Raw genomic sequence first — 19,520 nt, forward strand, 5'->3', positions numbered from 1 at the left:
GCCAATGCTGAAGCGCTATATAGACGCATGCAACAATAGTCCACGCGACTTAAAGCTCAAAAGCATGCTTGGGTACCTTGCGCACAATAAAGGTAATCACGCAGTACGGCTTGAGCAGATCGAGTGATACTTACAGTGCTGAATCTTTCCAGAAAATCTCTCTGATCGCACCGCGCTTGCTGAGAAATACCACAAGTTGCCGGTGGATCTGGCTGATCTCGTTCCACCCTCGACGGAGCTTCCTCAGTTTCAGCCGCCAGCCTGTGGGACGAGCGGCCTTGCCGAACTTGGCGATATCGGAATTATACTCATACTGCCGCTGCGTCGCCATCGCTGGCTGAACGATGAAAGGCTTCAACTGCCGGAAGACGGGCGACACCGTATCGTTGAAGAGAAAATGATCGACCGGCACCCTAATACGTCCACGGTATGACAGCGCCACCTGTGCTCCCCGGCGCGACAGGACGTAGGCCCCGCCCCCCACATGGCGGGAGAACATGCGATGCAGCGCACGTTCCGTGCCAGGAACCTTGATCTCCGCATCTCCCAAAAGAACCTTGGAGATACCCGAGCCGAACTTCTCCAGCTTGATCACGTCCACATGGGGGGGAATCCAGTCATCCGACCTCAAGGCATTCGCCACATCGCCTGAGAGAAACACATCGTCTTCAAGAATCAAGCCGAACCGCGCGCCGGTCTGCAGAAAGGCTTCCCAGGCATAGGTGTGGCTCACCGTGCAGGACCGGTCGCCGAGGCCGAGCGCACCCAGCGGACCAGCAGGCGTAACGACGCCATCCAGCACAGCCTCGTCGACCTTGGTCGCATCGCACGCATCGACGCGGGTAAACGCAATGCCACGCTCTTCCAGATGATGCGACACGCGCTCCAGCCTGTCCTCGCGACGCGCAAGGTTGATGACGAAGACGGGGATGGCCTGGTTCATGTCGCACTCTTCCAACTCTCAAGGCCCAACAACGCCTTCGTAGCTCAGCGACTCTATAGGCTTTTCGACAATCACAGCACAAGGTGCATCGCTAGCTGGCGAGCCCGGACCAGGAATACTCCCAGACATCGGCACAAACTTCCCGGTTTATTTTGCCGACGACTTACGGTATCGCAACGTGAACACGCACCTCCTTCGACTTAAGGTGTCTGCGCCAAGAAGAGATGAAAGCAAAGCCCATGTCCGAAAAAGCAAAAGTAGCCCTCATCACCGGCGTCACCGGCCAGGATGGTGCCTATCTGGCTCAACTGCTGCTCGACAAGGGCTATACCGTCCACGGCATCAAGCGCCGCTCCTCGTCCTTCAACACTGGCCGCATTGAAAACATCTATCAGGACCCGCACGATGAAAACCCGCGCTTCATCCTGCATTATGGCGACATGACGGACGCGACCAACCTCATTCGCATCGTGCAGGAAACCCAGCCTGACGAGATCTACAACCTCGCAGCGCAAAGCCACGTGCAGGTTTCCTTCGAGACACCGGAATACACCGCCAATGCAGACGGCATAGGCACGCTTCGCCTGCTGGAGGCGATCCGAATTCTAGGTCTCGAAAAGAAGACCCGTTTCTACCAGGCCTCCACCTCAGAACTCTACGGACTGGTGCAGGAAGTACCACAAAGAGAAACCACGCCTTTCTATCCCCGCAGCCCCTACGCCGCCGCCAAGCTCTATGCCTACTGGATCGTGGTGAACTACCGCGAGGCCTACGGCCTGCACGCCTCCAACGGCATCCTCTTCAACCATGAAAGCCCGCTGCGCGGCGAAACTTTCGTCACCCGCAAAATCACCCGCGCCGCCGCCGCCATCAAGCTCGGCCGGCAGGACAAGCTTTACCTCGGCAACCTCGACGCCAAGCGCGACTGGGGCCACGCGAAGGAATATGTGCGCGGCATGTGGCTAATGATGCAACAGGACGAGCCAGACGACTACGTCCTCGCCACCGGCGAAACCACCCCCGTCCGGACCTTCGTCGAATGGGCCTTCGCCGACGCCGGCTTCACCCTGAGATGGGAAGGCGAAGGCGTCAACGAAAAGGGCATCGATACCGCAACTGGCAAGGTTCTGGTCGAAGTAGACCCCCGCTACTTCCGTCCAACGGAAGTCGATCTCCTCATCGGCGACCCCACGAAGGCGCATGAGAAGCTGGGGTGGAAGCATGAAACGAGCGTGCGGGAGCTTGTGCGTGAAATGGTCGAGAGCGACCTTGTGGTAATGGCGGCCGCACCGTGAAGCAAGAACTCCGGGCTGTTAAGGAAAACACATGAAGATCTTGCTGAGCGGCGGACGTGGGATGGTTGGCCGCAACATTCTGGAGCAGGCGGAAAAAAGAGGCGCAGTAATCCACGCGCCAACGAGCGATGAACTTGATCTAACAAACGCAACCAAGACGATCGAGTTCATAGACGCTCTCAAGCCAAACATTGTCATCCATGCGGCTGGCCGTGTGGGCGGAATCCAGGCCAATATTCGTGAGCCAGTTCGTTTTCTGACGGAAAACTGGAGCATGGGCGAGAACATCGTCCGTGCTGCGAGGGCCGCTGGCGTGAAGCGATTGATCAATCTCGGTAGCTCATGCATGTATCCGCGTGGCCACATGGACCCGCTGAAAGAAGATATGGTACTGGCCGGCCCCCTGGAACCCACCAACGAGGGTTACGCCATAGCCAAATGCGCTGTCGCTCGACTTTGTGAATATGTCACGCGTGAGGACGGCGAGTATCAGTATAAGACGGTCATACCCTGCAACCTTTACGGTCGGTTCGACAAGTTCGACCCAGCCGTCTCACATATGATCCCCGCCGTTATTCACAAGCTTCACTCAGCCAAAGAATGCGGTGCAGAAGCAGTCGATATCTGGGGAGATGGTAACGCGCGACGAGAGTTCATGTTTGCCGAGGACTTGGCAGAGGCGATCTTCTTCGCCCTCGACCATTTCGAGGCGCTGCCCGCGCTGACCAATATTGGCCTTGGATACGATTATACGATCAATGAATACTACGCCGCAGCCGCAGAGGTCATCGGCTTCGAGGGCAGCTTCGTCCATGATCTTTCCAAGCCCGTCGGCATGGCGAGAAAGCTCCTGGACGTGACCCGCCAGACTGAACTCGGTTGGGTGCCTCGCACCAAGTTGCATGACGGCATCCGCAAGACCTACGACTATTATCTTTCCAAGGAAGTACAGAATGTCCTATCCGCTCGCTAATTCTGCCTGGGACCACGAGGAATATGAGGCAATCCAATCGGTCATCCAGTCCGGGATGTTCACGATGGGCCAAAAGGTTGCCGAATTCGAAAAGGCCTTTGCGGACTATGTCGGCAGCCGGTACTGCGTCATGGTCAATTCCGGGTCCTCCGCAAATCTTGTGATGATCGGCGCGCTCCGATACAAATCGGAATCACCGCTTTTGCCGGGAGCGGAGGTGATCGTTCCTGCCGTGTCGTGGAGCACCACCTACTATCCGCTCTATCAATACGGGCTAAAGCTTCGCTTTGTTGACATCGACAAGGATACTTTGAACTTCGACCTGGAAAAGCTCGAGCAGGCGATCACGCCGAACACGCGCGCCATCCTGGCCGTCAACCTTCTTGGCAATCCCAACGACTTCAACAAGATCAAGACCATCATAGGCGAGCGCGATATCGTTCTGTTGGAAGACAACTGCGAATCTATGGGCGCGGCATATGAGGGAAAACAGACGGGCACGTTCGGCCTCATGGGAACCTACAGCTCCTTCTTCAGCCACCATATTTCCACCATGGAAGGCGGAATGGTTGTTACCGACGACGAGGAAATCTATCACATTCTGCTGGCCCTCCGCGCCCATGGCTGGACAAGAAATCTGCCGAAGCAGAACAGGATCACTACCGATAGGAGTGACGATCCGTTCACCGAAGCCTTCCGCTTCGTTCTTCCCGGCTACAATCTGCGTCCTCTTGAGATGAGCGGCGCACTTGGCCTTGCCCAACTGCGCAAGCTACCAATGATCGTTCGCGAAAGACGAAACAACGCCGAACGTTTTCTCGATATCATGAAGCAGTTTCCTGATCTCAGAACCCAGAAGGAAATCGGCGAAAGCAGCTGGTTCGGCTTCAGCATGATTGTAGAACCAGAAGCCAATATCAGCCGAGAGCACCTGATCTCGGCTCTGACGGCAGCAAACGTTGACACCCGACCCATCGTCGCCGGCAACTTCGCCAAAAACGAAGTGCTAAAATGGTTCGACTATTCGATCGCGGGCGACCTCACGAATGCCGAGCGGATTGACGAGGCCGGCTTCTTCATCGGCAACCACCACTATCCACTGAATAGTGAATTCGCAACGCTGGAACATGCGCTTGGGTCTTCACTGCAAGGAAACTAAGTTCTTACGCTGTCTTCGACGATTGGACCAACGTTATGGCGTGCCGCCTGAGAATCCAGCTAAGAGGTGGGACTGCGAATCAATTGTTGCAGTTCATGCTTGCTAAAAACATCGAGCGTGTCGCCGGTGACGTATGGGTCACCGGCTGTCACATCCCTGAGTGGGGAGTAATTGCACCGCTCGATAACGACCCTGACAAGGCAATCGAGCTTAGCCTAACCGGCAACTCCATCTATCACGACGACCTCGTTGATATCATTCGCAAAGGGCTCGCCTCTAATGAAGTTCTAAAGGGGCACTCCTTCAGAATATCAAACTATGCCCCGCCAGAATTTTATCGACCTATCATCGGTTCGAGCTGCGAAAACGTTACAGGATATGGTTCCGAACACGTCGTATTCCACATTCGTGGTGTAGACATTCTCACGCCGGCGCACCAAGATTACTATCCTATTCCGTTCTCCTACATCGACGCCGTTTTGAAAAACACCGACGCATCGCCCGTTTTCGTTGGACAGTTGGGGGACAGCTACTATGCAGAGAAACTCCGCGAGCGCTACCCAAACGCCATCTACTCTAAACCTCAGACAGCGGTTGAGGACTTCGAGACCTTGAGACGGTCAAGCGAAATTGCCGTATCCATCAGTTCATTTGCATGGCTATCTCACGCAACCACCATCCATCTGCCGATAGCAGACATGCTTAATCCTGCCCAACGTCCAGACATCGATTTGCTGCCGCTGGACGATCCACGATACAAATTCTATCGTTTCGATCAGTTCAAGTGGAACGGGACGCCGAGTGACATTGTGACACTCTGGCGAAGTCGGCCGCATGGCCTCTTCAGTCGAAACGAGCTGGAGGGACTAAAATTTTATACTGCTCGCCTCAAGAGAGAAAAATTCGGGAGTTCTGGGGCAAAGTTGTATGCCCGAGCGGTGTTCACATCGACTGCGAATAAGATTTACCGAGCTGCCTGGTCGTCATTCAACCGGCGTGGCGCCGTGACACGTTAGTTTTTCAAGCATGGTGCCATTGACTGAGTGAGACGACCTTGTCTGCTTGCCGTGAATAAAAGTAAGGACACGACGTTGCGGCCAATTATTTATGCTCCACAACAGGAGAACATGGCGAGTATATTTTGTCAGCCTGGCGTTGAAGGCGATGAGCAAGATGTATGGCACGTAATTCAAGCGCGGTTCAGAGAACACGGCTACGAGCTATATACCCCTGAGAATTATGACGGCGAATTGAAGGATGCTGCGTGGGTTATCTTTCAAAACATGCCCAGAGACTTGAAACCCACGAGCCTTATTAAGTGGATAAAACACGTTGTTCAGCAAGCTCTGGGCAAAGGAACGTTCTACCAACGCTGCGTAAACGCGGGGTTGGCAGATAGGGTTGCGGTTGCCCTTTATGAGCCGCCGATCGTAGACGAATTTGCCTATGATAAAAAAAATCATAGCAAATTCCGAGTCATATTCACTTGGAGCAAGGATCTCCTCGAGTTAGGTGGCCGATATCAGGAGTTTGTTTTTCCCCAGTCAGACACTTTGCCGGTGCAGCCAAGTCTGCAGTTTCATGATAGAAAGCTCATTTGTAATTTCTCCGCCAATAAAACATCTAGCCATCCAGACGAACTCTATACCGCCAGAATCAAGACCATCAACTTTTTAGAGCAGCATTGCCTAGAGGATTTTGATCATTACGGTGCGAGATGGACCAGCGAGTACAAATCTTGGCGCGGCACAGTGGATAACAAGCTCGCGACGATGTCGAACTACCGTTTCAATCTTTGCTACGAGAATGCAAAAAATCTGCGCGGCTATTTGACAGAAAAAATATTTGATGCTTTCAACGCTGGTTGTGTGCCGATATATCTCGGCGCCCCAGACATAGAGGACATGATTCCGAGCAACACGTTCATCGATCGCAGGAAATTCACGTCTGACGTAGAGCTCCTAGAATTTTTGAGACGCGTCGATGAAGTGCAGTGGAAAACATTCATCCGAGCTGCAAAGCAATTTCTAAATAGCGATGCGTACCAAAAATACACAGCAAATGGGATGTTTTTGCTCTTAAAGGCTGGACTGAAAATAGCACCCTCGGTGAAGAACAGTAATCCTGCTCGTGGCTCAACGCCGTAGAGGGCTTCTTTGCGAAACTGATGCAGCCGCGGCAGAAGCAAGGGGCCCCGCCGTCGTTGACCTGCAGGTGACCATCAATCGATTCATTAAGGAACACAACAACGAGCCGAAGCCATTCATCTGGAAAACAGACCCAGACGACATCAGAGCTGCCGTCAGACGTGGGTATCAAACGTTGGAAGCATTCCACTAAATCTAGACCATGACAATTTCGGAGGATAAGGCGTTCTTATGGGATTTTTGTCAAATATACTTAGTCGACGTAAGTCGAGTGAAATCTTCCTCACTTATGCCAATGACTACCATACAGACGGCGCTGGCGCGCAACTTTACCGAATATTTGGGGTATACGCTCTTACTCGTATGTATGGATTTAACTACCACCATACACCCATGCACAAAATTGATCACCAGGGAATAGAAATACTAGAGGGAAAGCCCCTAGACAAGGAATTCGCCCTGCCTTTCAATAAGCTATGCCAAATAGAAAACGATAAAATACTGCCCCACAATATAAAGACTGTGACGATACCAAATCCTAAGATGGGCTTTGAAAGGGCACTATATCGTCAATGGAACCGTGGCCCTATACTGGTAAGGATAGCCCACCCTCATTATATTCTGGACCGTGTTCCGCATGCTTGGGGCGCTTGCAAAATGGTAACGCCATTCCAAAAGCGGACCCGAAGTAAGCCCTTGAGAATAGCGATTCATGTAAGACGGGGTGACGTCCATATTTTGGATAAAGACCGTCTTCTGCCCAACTCCTATTACATTCGCAACGCGAAATTTGTAAAAATGATATTGGATGAACTTGACATACCCCACGTCATAGATATCCACAGTGAGGCGCCGCGCAAAGATACGACCGTAAATCCAGAAGCTCCAGGGGTGTATGATTTGGCGAGACCAGTTACGATTAAGGCTGGTGTGGATAATTTTGAAGAGTTTCAGGAACTCGGCGAAGACGTGCGATATCATATAAATCGTCCAGCTATAGAGAGTTTCTCTGAAATCGCTAACGCAGACATTATCGTAACCAGTAAATCAGCCTTTAGTTATTTAGCAGCCATATTGTCACCATCGGCTCTCGTTCTTTACTTTCCGTTTTGGCACGCTCCTTTAGAAGATTGGTTCACTACTGATATAGGCGGAAATTTTGATTTAGCGCGCTTCAAAAAAGCTTGTCGGTTAAGGATGAAATAAAAATAAGATTAGTTGAGTATCTTAAAGAGAGGACCACTCTACAGGCACTAGGTCTCGGCTGAGCTGTTCCCTCGAACGAAACCACCGCGCAGGAGCTATAACATTTTTATCTGCACGTGGATTTAACCACGCGCCCCACCAACTAAAAGTGCTGTTAGCGATGATATGGGAGTGGCATGAAGCCATAAGATGCATGTCTTCCGCATCTCTACCGTCTGCTTGAGGCTCTACAAAAATCATACCCCTATATTCAGGAAGGTTACTCCGCGCCCAATTCGGGTCATCAGAGAATATGAAGAAGGTAGGTTTGTCCGCCCTGTCCATCATAATTTCCATAGCCCGCCGATACCAATCCGGCTCGCAAGTACCGTGGATTGCGTTCGCCCTTTGGTTAGTGACATAATCCCCTCTTCTCACGTGGACAGATATCGGCGCCTTAACACCGCGAATCTTAGAAAGAACATCCTGCCTTAGATGACTATAGGGTTGCTTCAACGAGAAATCTTGACGGATGATGTTCGCATGCCGCGCGAAATACTTTTCGCTCTGCCAATAACCGGAAAGGTGAGCGGGTCCCCTCCAATCCAGAATGTCTGAATCAAACGGCTGCGCTTTTTCAAACAACTGGGGAATTCGACCTCTGTTTTTTAGTGAGTTGACTAATCTCCCGAACACACTCTTGCGTGGCGGATAAGGAATTTCACTGCGATCCGCGACATCGTAGATGATGTTGAGTTGGTCGAGCTGAAATGCGTGTGCCTTGTACTGCTCCATTTCGGTCAAATCCAGCTTCAGGGGTTGACCGGATCCGATAGAAAGCGCCCGTCCAACAGCATATTGAAACATCTGGTTGCCGAGGCCGCCAATGATACGAGTAATAATCACACGTGTATCCTGAAGTTGTCCGGTCAAGTGACCTGCTGATGATGATCAGTGTTTCTCAGTCCGCCAGTGTCCCGCATATCCTAAGTTGCGGATAAACCGAGAAATCTTGTCAAACGTTCTGTAGAAGGCGCGCCGGTTTCTGAATCTTCGCGACTTCTTTTCACGTTCTTTACCTTGCCAGATTTCCGATTCCGCTGCGGTGTCTGCGGCATGGGTCACAGGCGACGGAGAGAAGCTGTAGCAGTTGACGCCGTGCAGCCAGAACCGGTCGAGATGGCAGTCCACAGGTTCGAACCACACCTTCGCCGTCTCCACCAGCTTTTTGGCCGCTCTTGGCGAGACGGCGTAGCATGATGTGCCGTGCGGACCGATCTTCAACCTGACGATGTCGAGCCCTTCCGCCGGCGTCTCTACGACCGCCCACGGTGGTCTCTTGTGTCGAGAAAACCGTATGACGCCATACTTCTCGATGCGATCAGCCGCCACCTGATATGCCGTGAGGAAGTTCTCATTGAGCGCCACATCATCTTCAAAAATCAGCAGCGGCTTATCTTCAGTGATACAGCGTTCCCAAAGAAGATAGTGGCTGGCGTAGCAACCCAATTCGCCACCCGTCAAAGTGTAGCCACGGCGCATTTCAGCCATTCGTCGGTCGAATCTGGCGAAGAGAGGATGTGGTCCTGCGCGCCCATCCACCGCTTCGAAAAAGCTATAGGGCAGACCCAACGGATCCAACAAAGCAGTCATCGCGTCGCGCCGCTGTTGCGAGCGAGCCAAGTTGACCACAACGATATCAAGCTGTTTCATGTACAGTCCCGAAACAAAGATTTCGTCCCCTAACACATAGCGGTCAGAGATAAAATGGATATTCCCTGCCACCTATCGCTAAGGAGTTGGTTTTATGTCGGACATGAAACGCTTCATGCGTGCCTCCAGACCAATCCGTCATTGAAGCGACATACGGAAGTCATTAAACCTCTGCCCGCCTGAACAATTGCCTGCAGCCTTTTCGAGGATTTTGCCCTATGCCGCCTATCGATATCTGCCTTGTCGCTGGCCGCAGGCCAGAGCTCCTTGAGAGAACGCTGAAGAGCTTTCAGGCCTCGATGTTCGATCGATTTGAAATCGCCAATTTCTACGCCAATATCGATCCGATTTTTGGTGATATCGATGATGAAGCCGCGACGGTAGCGGTCATTCGCTCGTTCTTCCCAGATGCTCACATCCACACGCCCGAGCAACCAGGCTTCTGCAAGGCGGTAAAATACCTCTGGCAGCAGGCGCAATCCGAAATCCTGTTTCATCTTGAAGACGACTGGTTGCTCGATGAGCAACTCAATCCGGCGGAGGTCTTTGGCATCTTTTCCGACAAAGACGTAACCCAGTTATCTTTGAACCATTATCACAAACACTGGAATTTCAGATACGGGCATTTCCATCGCCGGTGGGACAGAAAAACCATCCTCGGCATCCGTTTCAAAGTCGGCAAGCCATTCCCGCTATTCGCCACGTCGCCATCCTTCTTGAGAACTGATTTTGCCAAAACCGCGGCATCACTCATGGATGACCGTTACGATCCCGAAAAGCAGTTCTATGACGGCATTAATCCGGCCATGGAGGACTTCGTACGTCCTTACAAGAACTACATGCTAGGGGCAAAAAAGCGCTTTATCATCACCGATATCGGGCGCGAATGGCGTGATGAGCGGAAGTTGACGAAGACCTATGTCGATGGCGTTTCCAATTGGGAGCAGGAAGGCTGACCGCCTCCCCTTAAACCTCAACCAGTCCCAACCTCTTCACCTGCCGGATCGTCAACATCGTTCGCACAGTCTCCACATGCTCGTCCGCCGTCAGCACCTCGATGACGAAATCCTGGAACTGCGTGAGGTTTGCGGCCACGCAGTGAAGCAGGAAGTCGCTGTCGCCGGAAACCATCCAGGCCTGGCGCACTAGTGGCCAGCCGTCGGTGGCGGCGGCGAAGGCTTTGAGGTTGGCTTCGGACTGGCGCTTCAGGCCCACCATGCAGAAGGCCACGAGATCGAAGCCGAGCTTGGGGGCGTTCAGCATCGCGTGGTAACCTTCGATGATGCCGGCCTCTTCCAGCTTGCGCACGCGGCGAAGACAAGGTGGCGCGGAGATGCCGACGCGGTCGGCGAGCTCGACATTGGTCATGCGGCCGTCGCGCTGCAGTTCACGCAAGATTTTGAGATCGATGGCATCGAGTTCGACGCTGGCCACGCATGCATTCCTTCGTCAGCGGTTAGGTGCTTCCTTCTACTCCACGCGGCGGGATTCGCAATAATCCGTCGTGCTCGCGACACAAAATTACGTGTTCGCTTGCAACTGCCCTGTTGGTAATGCACGGCTGCCCTTGAATATCGGCACTGGACACCCTTAAATGCTGCGCAAGAAGGGTATCCATCCGCGCGCCACACTGAGTCTGGCTGCCTGCACCCTGTTGAAAGGAACGTTCCATGTCCGTCCGTCACGCAAAGGTTTTGATCATCGGCTCCGGCCCGGCCGGTTACACGGCCGCCATTTATGCTGCTCGCGCCATGCTAGAGCCTGTGCTGATCGCGGGCATGGAACAGGGCGGCCAGTTGATGATCACCACGGATGTGGAAAACTATCCGGGCTACGCCGACCCGATCCAGGGCCCGTTCCTGATGGATCAGATGCTGAAGCAGGCGCAGCATGTCGGTGCGGAAATCGTCAACGATCTGGTGACCGAGGTCGAGACGACTGTCCGCCCCTTCACGGTCAAGACCGATTCCGGCGCTGTCTGGACGGCCGACACGCTGATCATTGCCACTGGCGCCAAGGCGAAGTGGCTCGGCATCGAAAGCGAACAGCATTTCCAGGGCTTTGGCGTTTCCGCCTGCGCCACCTGCGATGGTTTCTTCTATCGCAACAGAGACGTGATCGTGGTTGGCGGCGGCAATTCCGCCGTGGAAGAAGCGCTCTACCTTGCCAACATTGCCAAGTCGGTCACCGTCGTGCATCGACGTGACAGCTTCCGTTCGGAAAAGATTTTGCAGGAGCGCCTCTTCACCAAGGAGAATGTGAATATCCTGTGGAACACGGAAGTTGCCGAAATCATCGGCACACCTGCCAAGCCACCCATGCCGCCATCGGTCACCGGCGCGCGCCTGCGCAATACCAAGAGCGGTGAGATCACCGAAATGCCGATCCACGGCGTCTTCGTGGCGATTGGCCACGCGCCAGCGGTCGAACTCTTCAAGGACAAGCTGAAGCTGAAGCCGAACGGCTACATGTGGACCGCGCCGGATTCGACGGCAACGGATGTCGAAGGCATTTTCGCCGCTGGCGACGTCACCGACGATACCTATCGTCAGGCTATCACCGCGGCCGGAATGGGCTGCATGGCGGCTCTGGAAGCCGAACGTTATCTCGCGGCACAAGCGCCGCTGGCTGTTGCAGCCGAATAAAGAAGGGCACCAAACCGCATGCCTATGCCATTGGACTGGGACAAACTGCGCATATTTCATGCGGCTGCCGAAGCTGGATCCTTCACCCATGCGGCGGATAAGCTGCATCTGTCCCAGTCCGCCATCAGCCGCCAGGTCAGCGCGCTGGAGCAGGATGTCGGGGTCAAGCTGTTCCACCGCCACGCGCGCGGCCTGATCCTCACCGAACAGGGCGAGTTGCTCTATAGAACCGCGCATGACGTGCTGCTGAAGCTCGAAACCGTCAAGATGCAGCTGACGGAGACGACCGAAAAGCCAAGCGGCAAACTGCGCGTCACCACCACGGTCGGCCTCGGCCAGGGCTGGCTGACGGACAAGGTACAGGAGTTTCTCCAGCTCTATCCGGAAATGTCGATCCAGCTCATCCTCGACAATGAGGAGCTCGACGTGAACATGCGCCACGCGGATTGCGCCATTCGTCTGCGCCAGCCGCAGCAGTCCGACCTCATTCAGCGCAAACTCTTCACCGTGCATATGCACGTCTATGCCGCCCCCTCCTATATCAACCGGTATGGAGAGCCGCAGTCGATCGAGGATCTCGACAACCACAAGATCATCTCCTTTGGCGAGCCCGCGCCTAATTATCTGCTGGACGTCAACTGGCTGGAAAATGCAGGGCGCTCATCTGACAACACGCGGCTTGCCCACCTGCAAATCAACAGCCAGACCTCAATCAAACGCGCCTGCCTTCTCGGAATCGGCATTGCCTGCCTTCCCGACTATATCGTGGGACGAGATCCAGGCCTTATCCAGCTGTCGCTTCCGGCCGACATCCCATCCTTCGATACCTATTTTTGCTATCCGGATGAGATGAAGAACGCCGCCAAGCTGAAAGCCTTCCGCGATTTCATCGTGGCCAAGGCTCGAAACTGGAATTTCTGATACTTCGATAAGCGCTCAAAAACGAACCACTACAAAGAGATAGGCGGCATCGCCGTGCCGAACATCACTTGAATTCGATGCCAGCCTTGCGAAGGAAATGTGACAGCGAGCGCGAGTGATGCACAGGGCGCATGCCTGTCCTGCACAAAAAAGAGTTGAAGCCTGCCCATAAAAACATCATATCGCACACAGCTGATGCACACGGCGGCTTTTCCTCCCAGTTCCGCCGCATCAGCTGTTCCCCTCTGGAGGTTTTTTGACCTTCACAATTACAAGGGCCCTGGAGCAATCCGGCGGCCCTCTTTTTTTACCCGCAATAATTTTCTGAACTGGATGCGTTATTGAGGGAAATTGCCCTTGTTTCCGGCGTCTTTCAGCCCCATATCATATTCAGCACCCGACGCTTTCCAGTTGTTTGGTGCTGTTCCCCTCTGGAGGTTTTTACCTTCAAAACTGTCGGCCGCGGAGAAATCCAGCGGCCTTTTTTTTGAGATAAATTTTCCTCGCTTTCTTGATATCGAAAATTCTCGATATAAATATCCTGATGTTTAGATATGCAGGAACGAGATGAACCCCGAAGACGCATTGAAAGCGATCGCCCATCCGGTGCGGTTGAAGTTTCTCAGCTGGCTGAAAGCGCCGGAGAACCACTTCAACCAGGCGCACCCGTTCAGCATGGGCGTATGCGCACATCAATTCGAGATCAGCGGTCTCTCGCAGTCCACCGTCTCTTCGCATCTTGCAGCCCTGCAAGCGGCCGGTCTCGTGCGCTCGCGCAAGGTCGGCCAGTGGAATTTCTATGAACGCGACGAAGAAAACATCGCCAAATTTCTAGCCTATCTGAACGAAACCCTTTGACGCATTGGCGCAAACGCTGCGCTCCCTATCAACAGGAAGAGAAAGCACCATGACCAAACTGTTCGAACCCGCACAGGCTGGCGATATAGCCCTCGCAAACCGCATCGTTATGGCGCCGCTTACCCGCAATCGGTCTCCGGGTGCGATCCCGAACAATCTCAACGCCACCTATTACGAGCAGCGCGCAACCGCGGGCCTGATCGTAACCGAAGGCACGCCTGTCTCGCAGCAAGGTCAGGGCTATGCGGATGTGCCCGGTCTTTACAAGCAGGAAGCCATTGAAGGGTGGCAGAAGGTCACCGATGGCGTTCACAAGGCCGGTGGCAAGATCGTCGCGCAGATCTGGCACGTCGGACGCATCTCGCATACATCGCTGCAGCCGCATGGCGGCCAGCCCGTTGCGCCGTCTGCCATTAAGGCGAAGTCGAAGACCTATATCATCAATGATGACGGCACCGGTGCATTTGCCGAAACGTCCGAACCCCGTGAACTTGGCACCGCTGAAATTCCCGTCATTCTGGAAGACTTCCGCAAGGGCGCACGTGCCGCCATCGAGGCAGGCTTCGATGGCGTCGAAATCCACGCCGCCAATGGTTATCTGATCGACCAGTTCCTGAAATCCGGTACCAATCACCGCACCGATAATTATGGTGGCTCGATCGAGAACCGCGCACGCTTCCTGCTGGAAGTGGTGGACATCGTTGCGAAAGAAATCGGTGCCGGTCGTACCGGTATCCGCCTGTCTCCCGTCACACCGGCCAATGACATTGTTGAGACCGATCCCCAGCCGCTTTTCAACTACGTGGTGAAAGAGCTTGGGAGCCGCGGCCTTGCCTTCATCCACGTCATCGAAGGCGCAACGGGCGGCCCGCGTGATTTCAAGCAGGGCGACAAGCCTTTCGACTACGCCGCCCTGAAAGCTGCCTACACGCAAGCCGGCGGCAAGGGACTCTGGATTGCCAATAATGGCTATGACCGCGCATCCGCCATCGAAGCGGTAGAGAGCGGCAAGGCCGACGCCATCGCCTTCGGCAAGGCCTTCATCGCCAATCCGGATCTCGTCCAGCGCCTGAAGGACAACGCGCCGCTGAACGAACCGAACCAGCAGACCTTCTACGGCGGCGGGGCTGAAGGCTATACCGACTATCCGGCACTTGCCTGATTTGGAACGAAAGCATGTCGCGCAAAAGTGTGCAGCGGTTTTGGGACAACGACATGCGATAAAACAGAGACCTAAAGCGCACGAGCGGATCTGAAAGATCGCGAGACGCTTTGGACGCCGCGCACCTCAGATAGGTGCGCGGCGTTCTTCGCATGCCATCACGTCTCCTAAACGGACCGAACGTGGCTCAAGACAATCCAAATCCTTGAGTGTCGCGAAAACCGCCTCATCGATCGGCGTCCGCGGCTCCTCGCCTAGAAAATCTACCAGCTTCTCATTGCTCATCCGCACTTCTGTCTGCCAAAGATAACGCATCTCCAGAAGCTCCTTGAAGACCGGCACGAAGGGCGAGCCGAGCCGAAACAGCCACCATGGAACGCGCCTCATTTTAACGTGGCGTCCGACCACGCGCTCGATGGCGGCGGGCAGATGGCGCCCATTTGCATCCCAGAAACCCTCCATTTGAAAGACGGCGAAGGTCGGCAGGTCATCGGCGCGCTCAAGCAACCGCATCATCGTTTCCGCGACATCCGGAAGATAAGCCCACTGATGACCAATGCCAGGACGTCCTGGATTAGAGATGCTACGCACAGGTTTTCCGGGCTGTACGAGGCCCTGGCTGAACCAATTGTTGCGCGCTTTCGGTCCAAAGAAATCTCCGGCGCGAACGATCAGCACCGGCACACCGCGGATGGAGGCAGCGCGCAGCCGATTTTCCATCTCGACACGAATCTTCCCTTTGCGCGTCCTCGGTCTCTGCGGGCTGTCCTCCGTCAGCAAAGGAAACGCATCGGGGCCGAAATTATACACTGTGCCTGGCAGCAATAGGCGCGCACCGGCGGTTTCCGCAGCGGCGATGGAATTATCGAGCATCGGCAGAACCAGCGTTTCCCAGTTTCGATAGCCGGGCGGGTTGACCGCATGGACGATAAGCGAGACGCCTTTCTCATCCCCCAGCACGTCCTCCGCCATCATCGCGTCGCCGACGCACCACTCCATCATCGGATGGTGGGAAGCTGGCCTCTCGCCTCTCACCAGGGCCCGTACCTTCCAGCCCCGTGCGAGCAGAGCCTCGGTGATGTGCCCGCCTATGCCGCCACGGGCACCGAGAACCAGTGCTGTTTGCTGCGCATCCTGTTTGACGTCGACCATGATGAACTCCAATCCTTTTTAAGCAATCATTCTTGGACTGGAGCATGAAGGAAAAGGCCGCTATACAAAATTAGCGAAACACGTTTAACCGCCATACAAAAATTATGATCATCGATCGCGAAATCAGTTGGGATTACTACCGCACCTTCCTCAGCGTGCTGCGCGACGGTTCGCTGTCTGCCGCGGCAAGAGAGCTTGGCATCACGCAGCCAACCGTCGGCCGCCATATTGGAGCCCTCGAAGAAGCAATCGGCTACCAGCTCTTCATCCGCTCGCCTCACGGCCTTGTTCCAACCGATGCCGCGATTGCCCTGAAGCCCTATGCGGAAAATCTATCCGCCACCGCAGCGGCGCTTGTACGTGCCGCCTCCGGTGAAGTCGGCAAGATCGAAGGTGCCGTGCGCATCAGCGCCTCGGATGTGATTGGAGTGGAGGTCCTGCCACCCATCATCGCCGCCATGCAGGACACCTATCCAAAGCTCGAGATTGAGCTTTCACTCTCCGACACCATCGAGGATCTGCTGCGGCGGGAGGCGGACATCGCCATTCGCATGACCGAGCCGGTCCAGGATGCGATCGTCATGCGCTATGTGGGCAATTTTCGCATCGGCTTTCACGCGACGAGCGGTTACCTGCAGAAAATGGGAACGCCGGTGAAGAAAGAAGATCTGGAGGGGCATCGCCTCATCGGCTTTGATCGCAAGACGCCCTTTATCAGAGCAATCCTCCAAAATATGAAGAAAGAAAATCCGGCAATCCCCGACGCCGATCAAATTCCTTTCGCCACGCGGGCCGATAGCAATCTGGCGCAACTTGCGCTGGTACGCGCCGGTACGGGGATCGGCATGTGCCAGATCGGACTGGCAAAACGCGATGAGACGCTAAAGCACATCCTGCCGGAATTCGAAGTGGCACTCCACACCTGGGTTGCCATGCACGAAAATCTTCGAACCTCGCCACGCTGCCGTGCGGTCTTCACTGCGTTGGTGGATGGGCTGAAAGCACATCTGAAAGCAACTGATCCCGAAGCGCCATCATCCAAGCGCTAAGGCATGGTCCGCACAAAAGTGGTCACCGGTTTTGCGATAACGACATGCGACAAAACAAGGGCTTGAAGCGTATGGAGCGAATCTGAAAGATCGCGACACGCTTTAAGTCCCCGAGAGAAGTCAACCTGGGGTGCCAGCCTGTCGTTGGGCATAGGTATCGACGACCTCAGCTTCCGGCCTGTCGCCGCCCTGACTGAACTCTTCGTGCCAGCGTCCACGTTCGTCCTGATAGCTGATTTCCTCATCCTCGCCGCCAACCTGCTGTTCGGCAGCGGCGATCTTCGCGGCCTGGACGGCGTCGGAGTGCGTGGGGAAGGCTTCGGAATAGGCACCGTTCATTCGGTACGCCCAGCCGCCATCGTGCTCGACAATTTCATAACACACCTTGGTCATGCGCATGTCCTCCTGTTATGCTTGGAGAAGATTGACAACCAATACCGCAAACAGGCATTTCAGGACTGAGATCGCGGTTTCGTTATCATGTCCTCGCGCTCACTATCCTACCAAATGGCCAAGAGTGCAAACCCGCCTCTCGACCTGTCACTGAAAAGATCATCGGCTCAAAGTATTTTCGCCCGTTCATAGTTAGGCGTGAAATGTGAGAAACCGAAAGTTGCAGCAACGGAGCCGGTATTCAACGGAACGGCTCTGAGACCTGGAGGGAAGATGTCCGTCGCCACCACTTTGAAGCAGGAGCGCATGCTGCTGCTGGCCGTTCCAGTCGCGATTGTCGCCTATCTGGCAGAGCACAGTGTTCTGGAAGCGAGCAAGGCGCTGTCCTTCGTCGTCGCGGCGGCGCTGATTGCCGTGATCGTTGCGGTCTCCATGCGAGTTGCCCATCATGCGGAAATCCTCGCTGCCAAGGTGGGAGACCCCTACGGCACGATGATCCTGACGCTATCTGCTGTCGCGGTCGAAGTGCTGATCCTCGCCATCATCATGAGCGAGTCGAGTTCCCCTACCCTGGTCCGCGATACGATCTACTCGGCGGTGATGATCGACATCAACGGCATCCTTGGTCTGGCCGCCCTCCTCGGAGGCCTGCGCCACGGCGAGCAGCCCTATAATGACGATTCCGGCCGTACCTATGGCGTGATGATCCTCACCGCCATGGGTATTTCCATGATCGTGCCGGAATTCGTGCCGGAAGCGAAATGGCATCTCTACTCTGCCTTCACCATCGTTGCGATGATCGCGCTCTACGGCCTCTTCCTGAAAATGCAGGTCGGTCCGCACAGCTATTTCTTCAGCTACAGCTATCCGCGCGCAGACCGCAAAAAGGCTGCTCCGGAAGGTGATGCGCACGGCCATGAGGAGGAGGACGGTTCGGCGGCCTATTCCATCGGCACCATTCTCGTCGGCGTTGTGCTGATCGGCGTTCTGGCGGAATTCATGGCCGCCTTCCTCACCCATGGACTGGAAGGAAGCGGCGCGCCGGAAGGCCTGATGGCTGTCGTCGTTGCGACTATTTCGGCAGCACCGGAAATCCTCACCGCAATGCGCGCCGCCTTGCGCAACCGCATGCAGCCCGTCGTCAATATTGCCATGGGCGCCTCGCTCTCGACAGTCATCCTCACCGTTCCGGTCATGGAAGCAATTGCGCTCTATTCCGGCCAACCCTTCATCATGGCGATGACGCCGGTACAGACCGTCATGGTCTTCATCACTCTCATTGTCGCAGCCATCAACCTCAATGACGGCGAGACCAATGCCATCGAAGGCATGACGCACCTGATCCTCTTCGCCACCTTCATCATGTTGCTGTTTCTTGGCCTGTGAGGATGTGCGGTGGTTGAACTCAGACCGGCGAAGCTGAGCGATGCCGAGGCCATCGCACATGTTCATGTTCACGTCTGGCGTGAGACGATGCGGGAACTGGCCTCCCCGTCCGTTTTTGCAGCCTTGGATGAGGAACATCGCCTTCGCTACTGGACAAAGAAATTGTCTGAGGCTGAGCCGCACCAACTGGTTCTGGTGGCGGAGATCGGGCGAGAGATCGTCGGAATCGGCGCGGTCGGCCAACCGTCAGATCTGATTTTTGGATCCCGTGCAGAGATCAAGAACCTCTACGTCCTAGCCAGCGTCCAAAGGCAAGGGATCGGCAAACGACTTCTTGGAGGCCTGGCAACCCATGCCAAAGCCATGGGCTACCGCTCCGCAGGCCTCAGCGTCGTCAAGGGCAACGAGCCCGCTTGCAGATTCTATGAAGCGCTCCATGCATGCAAGATCGGTGAGTTTCGCGATCCGGGGCCAATCTGGCGGTCCGACAACATCGTCTACGCCTGGGACGATCTCGACCAACTCATCACACAATAAAA

Annotated in this window: 20 protein-coding genes and 1 pseudogene; 15 read left to right on the forward strand and 6 right to left on the reverse strand. The window is 54.8% G+C overall.

Features of this window, described 5'->3' with window-relative positions; translation table 11 throughout:
* Nucleotides 1–130: 130 nt before the first annotated feature.
* Nucleotides 131–943 carry a glycosyltransferase family 25 protein gene (locus QE408_RS18300; protein WP_306933626.1) on the reverse strand — a complete coding sequence of 271 codons (813 nt, stop codon included), beginning with the start codon at nucleotides 941–943 and terminating at the stop codon, nucleotides 131–133.
* Between the two features lie 239 nt (nucleotides 944–1,182).
* Here QE408_RS18300 and gmd point away from each other — a divergent pair, with 239 nt between their 5' ends.
* The 7 genes and pseudogenes from gmd (at nucleotide 1,183) to QE408_RS18335 (ending at nucleotide 7,723) form a co-directional block, all read left to right on the forward strand.
* Nucleotides 1,183–2,238, forward strand: coding sequence for a GDP-mannose 4,6-dehydratase (gene gmd / locus QE408_RS18305; RefSeq protein WP_306933629.1), 1,056 nt, complete (start codon nucleotides 1,183–1,185; stop codon nucleotides 2,236–2,238).
* 31 nt (nucleotides 2,239–2,269) lie between these two features.
* Entirely contained in the window at nucleotides 2,270–3,211 is a 942-nt protein-coding gene (locus tag QE408_RS18310; protein ID WP_306933630.1) for a GDP-L-fucose synthase family protein, read from the forward strand.
* Nucleotides 3,192–4,370, forward strand: a complete 1,179-nt coding sequence (locus QE408_RS18315) for a DegT/DnrJ/EryC1/StrS family aminotransferase (protein ID WP_306933631.1) — start codon at nucleotides 3,192–3,194, stop codon at nucleotides 4,368–4,370. The genes QE408_RS18310 and QE408_RS18315 overlap by 20 nt, the downstream gene beginning before the upstream one ends.
* Before the next feature lie 35 nt (nucleotides 4,371–4,405).
* On the forward strand, nucleotides 4,406–5,386 hold the full coding sequence (locus QE408_RS18320; RefSeq protein ID WP_306933632.1) for a hypothetical protein: 981 nt from the start codon (nucleotides 4,406–4,408) through the stop codon (nucleotides 5,384–5,386).
* Between the two features lie 267 nt (nucleotides 5,387–5,653).
* The gene (locus tag QE408_RS18325; protein ID WP_306934854.1) at nucleotides 5,654–6,517 is read left to right on the forward strand and encodes a glycosyltransferase family 10 domain-containing protein; all 864 of its coding nucleotides are present in this window, start codon (nucleotides 5,654–5,656) and stop codon (nucleotides 6,515–6,517) included.
* Nucleotides 6,493–6,710, forward strand: a pseudogene (locus QE408_RS18330) (IS630 family transposase); the annotation flags it as partial. The gene QE408_RS18325 and the pseudogene QE408_RS18330, both read left to right, overlap by 25 nt.
* A 38-nt stretch (nucleotides 6,711–6,748) precedes the next feature.
* Entirely contained in the window at nucleotides 6,749–7,723 is a 975-nt protein-coding gene (locus tag QE408_RS18335; protein ID WP_306933634.1) for a hypothetical protein, read from the forward strand.
* Between the two features lie 21 nt (nucleotides 7,724–7,744).
* On the opposite strand, the gene QE408_RS18340 is transcribed toward QE408_RS18335, so the two are convergent.
* Together QE408_RS18340 and QE408_RS18345 are read right to left on the reverse strand one after the other, a co-directional pair.
* Nucleotides 7,745–8,635 (reverse strand): alpha-1,2-fucosyltransferase, encoded by an 891-nt coding sequence (locus tag QE408_RS18340; RefSeq protein ID WP_306933637.1) that lies wholly within the window; start codon nucleotides 8,633–8,635, stop codon nucleotides 7,745–7,747.
* Nucleotides 8,636–8,653: 18 nt separating this feature from the next.
* The gene (locus tag QE408_RS18345) at nucleotides 8,654–9,415 is read right to left on the reverse strand and encodes a glycosyltransferase family 25 protein (RefSeq protein WP_306933639.1); all 762 of its coding nucleotides are present in this window, start codon (nucleotides 9,413–9,415) and stop codon (nucleotides 8,654–8,656) included.
* Between the two features lie 218 nt (nucleotides 9,416–9,633).
* Between QE408_RS18345 and QE408_RS18350 the strand changes: the two genes are divergently transcribed.
* A complete protein-coding gene (locus QE408_RS18350; protein ID WP_306933641.1) occupies nucleotides 9,634–10,371 on the forward strand; it encodes a hypothetical protein in 738 nt (245 codons plus the stop codon).
* A gap of 10 nt (nucleotides 10,372–10,381) precedes the next feature.
* Here QE408_RS18350 and QE408_RS18355 read toward each other — a convergent pair whose 3' ends face one another.
* Nucleotides 10,382–10,849, reverse strand: coding sequence for an Lrp/AsnC family transcriptional regulator (locus QE408_RS18355; RefSeq protein ID WP_306933643.1), 468 nt, complete (start codon nucleotides 10,847–10,849; stop codon nucleotides 10,382–10,384).
* A 236-nt stretch (nucleotides 10,850–11,085) separates the two neighbouring features.
* On the opposite strand from QE408_RS18355, the gene trxB reads away from it, so the two are divergent.
* The 4 genes from trxB to QE408_RS18375 all read left to right on the forward strand — a co-directional run bounded on the left by trxB (nucleotide 11,086) and on the right by QE408_RS18375 (nucleotide 15,001).
* Nucleotides 11,086–12,060 carry a thioredoxin-disulfide reductase gene (gene trxB / locus QE408_RS18360; protein WP_306933644.1) on the forward strand — a complete coding sequence of 325 codons (975 nt, stop codon included), beginning with the start codon at nucleotides 11,086–11,088 and terminating at the stop codon, nucleotides 12,058–12,060.
* A gap of 24 nt (nucleotides 12,061–12,084) precedes the next feature.
* Nucleotides 12,085–12,981 carry a LysR family transcriptional regulator VtlR gene (locus QE408_RS18365; protein WP_296014747.1) on the forward strand — a complete coding sequence of 299 codons (897 nt, stop codon included), beginning with the start codon at nucleotides 12,085–12,087 and terminating at the stop codon, nucleotides 12,979–12,981.
* Nucleotides 12,982–13,548: 567 nt separating this feature from the next.
* Complete coding sequence (locus QE408_RS18370; RefSeq protein WP_306933646.1) at nucleotides 13,549–13,839, forward strand: ArsR/SmtB family transcription factor; 291 nt, start codon at nucleotides 13,549–13,551, stop codon at nucleotides 13,837–13,839.
* A 49-nt stretch (nucleotides 13,840–13,888) separates the two neighbouring features.
* Nucleotides 13,889–15,001: an alkene reductase gene (locus tag QE408_RS18375; protein ID WP_306933648.1), complete on the forward strand. Its 1,113-nt coding sequence runs from the start codon at nucleotides 13,889–13,891 to the stop codon at nucleotides 14,999–15,001.
* Nucleotides 15,002–15,127: 126 nt separating this feature from the next.
* Here QE408_RS18375 and QE408_RS18380 read toward each other — a convergent pair whose 3' ends face one another.
* On the reverse strand, nucleotides 15,128–16,153 hold the full coding sequence (locus QE408_RS18380) for an NAD-dependent epimerase/dehydratase family protein (protein WP_306933650.1): 1,026 nt from the start codon (nucleotides 16,151–16,153) through the stop codon (nucleotides 15,128–15,130).
* Nucleotides 16,154–16,257: 104 nt separating this feature from the next.
* Between QE408_RS18380 and QE408_RS18385 the strand changes: the two genes are divergently transcribed.
* On the forward strand, nucleotides 16,258–17,202 hold the full coding sequence (locus QE408_RS18385; RefSeq protein WP_306933652.1) for a LysR family transcriptional regulator: 945 nt from the start codon (nucleotides 16,258–16,260) through the stop codon (nucleotides 17,200–17,202).
* Nucleotides 17,203–17,322: 120 nt separating this feature from the next.
* Here QE408_RS18385 and QE408_RS18390 read toward each other — a convergent pair whose 3' ends face one another.
* A complete protein-coding gene (locus QE408_RS18390; RefSeq protein WP_062426420.1) occupies nucleotides 17,323–17,595 on the reverse strand; it encodes a DUF2188 domain-containing protein in 273 nt (90 codons plus the stop codon).
* A 273-nt stretch (nucleotides 17,596–17,868) separates the two neighbouring features.
* Here QE408_RS18390 and QE408_RS18395 point away from each other — a divergent pair, with 273 nt between their 5' ends.
* Nucleotides 17,869–18,981 carry a calcium:proton antiporter gene (locus QE408_RS18395; protein ID WP_306933657.1) on the forward strand — a complete coding sequence of 371 codons (1,113 nt, stop codon included), beginning with the start codon at nucleotides 17,869–17,871 and terminating at the stop codon, nucleotides 18,979–18,981.
* Between the two features lie 9 nt (nucleotides 18,982–18,990).
* Entirely contained in the window at nucleotides 18,991–19,518 is a 528-nt protein-coding gene (locus QE408_RS18400) for a GNAT family N-acetyltransferase (RefSeq protein ID WP_306933659.1), read from the forward strand.
* Nucleotides 19,519–19,520 lie beyond the last annotated feature (2 nt).

The organism is Agrobacterium larrymoorei (assembly GCF_030819275.1).
Taxonomy (GTDB): Bacteria; Pseudomonadota; Alphaproteobacteria; order Rhizobiales; family Rhizobiaceae; genus Agrobacterium; species Agrobacterium larrymoorei_B.